At 48.7% G+C, this 1,558-nt stretch carries 1 protein-coding gene; it reads left to right on the forward strand.

Features of this window, described 5'->3' with window-relative positions; all coding sequences use genetic code 11:
* Positions 1-96 precede the first annotated feature (96 nt).
* A partial coding sequence (locus EDC14_RS26395) for an IS5 family transposase (RefSeq protein WP_132018411.1) occupies positions 97-1,558 on the forward strand: 1,462 nt, incomplete at its 3' end.

Below are 1,558 nucleotides of genomic sequence, written 5' to 3' on the forward strand. Positions count from 1 at the left end.
TTGATAATACTAAGTTTAAGAGCTATTTGTGGTATAATAGATCCAAGGAAAACAGCGATAAAAGAACAAAAACCTTGCATCCGGGAGCCTGAATACATGTACAAATATACCACGCGGCAACTCATCCTACCGCATGAGTTTTTCCTGCCGTTCGGCGGGAAACTGAATCCGAAGAACACATGGTGCCAACTGGCGGCCATAATCCCCTGGGAACAAATTGAAATCAAATACGCCCAAACCTTTAAAAATCTATCCAGCGGACACGAAGCGTTATCCGTGCGAACCGCTTTGGGGGCGCTAATCATCCAAAACCGGAAACGATTATCCGACCGCGAAACTGTGGCAGAAATCGTCGAAAATCCCTATCTGCAATACTTCATCGGCCTGGATTGCTTCATTGAAGAGCCGCCGTTCGACGCTTCGCTCATGGTTCACTTCCGGAAGCGTTTGGGCCAGGAGATTATCAATGAAGTCAATGAACTGATCGCCAACGAATCAGCAAGGCCGAAGCCGCCGGATGACAAATCTTCCGGCCATTCGGGCCCGGAGAGCCCCGAGCCATCGGCGTCAGCCCCTGAAGAAAACGTCAAAAACGCCGGAAAACTTATTCTGGATGCGACCTGCGCGCCAGCGGACATTCATTACCCAACCGACATCTGGTTGCTGAATGAAGTCCGGGAAGCCTTGGAAGAGATGATCGATACGCTTCATGCACCGCATATCGGGATCTCTGACAAACCAAGAACGTACCGTGACCGCGCTCGTCGCGATTATCTCAATGTTGAGAAGAAAAAGAAACTGACCGCCCCAAAAATTCGGAAAGCGATTGGACAACAGTTGCGATACATTCGCCGGGATCTCAAAATTGTGGCCCATCTAAGTCAAAAGAGTCCGCTGGCCTTACTGAACAAACGCCAATACCGGAACCTTTTGGTCAGTCAAGAAATCTACCGGCAACAGCTGATGATGTATCAACGCAAGACCCATCAAGTGGATGACCGGATTGTTAGTTTACATATGCCGTTTATTCGTCCGATCGTCCGGGGAAAAACCAACGCGCCGGTAGAGTTCGGAGCGAAGCTTGCCATCAGCATTGTAAACGGGTTTTGTTTTATGGAACAGATGAGCTTTAATGCGTTCAACGAGGGAATCACGTTGATTGAATCCCTTGAAAACTTCCGGCGACGATTCGGGTTTTATCCGAAGGAAGTTTTGGCTGACAAGATTTATCGGAACCGGGAAAACCTTCGATTTTGCAAGAAGAATGGCATCCGATTTTCCGGGCCGCCGTTGGGCCGTCCTACAAACGACGAAGAAGTTTTGAAAGAACAGCTACGGCAAGAAAGGCAAGATACCGGGATACGAAATGCAGTCGAAGGAAAGTTTGGCGAAGGGAAACGGTTCTATGGGCTAAATCGGATTATGGCTCATCTCCTGGAAACCAGTGAAACGGTCATTGCCATGCAATTGTTGGTGATGAACCTCGAAAAGAGGCTCCGGCTTCTTTGGTTCATTTTTTTCAAGGTCCGTTTTGGGCTTGCTCATGGAACTTGGGGGG

Source organism: Hydrogenispora ethanolica, from assembly GCF_004340685.1.
GTDB classification, from domain to species: domain Bacteria; phylum Bacillota; class UBA4882; order UBA8346; family UBA8346; genus Hydrogenispora; species Hydrogenispora ethanolica.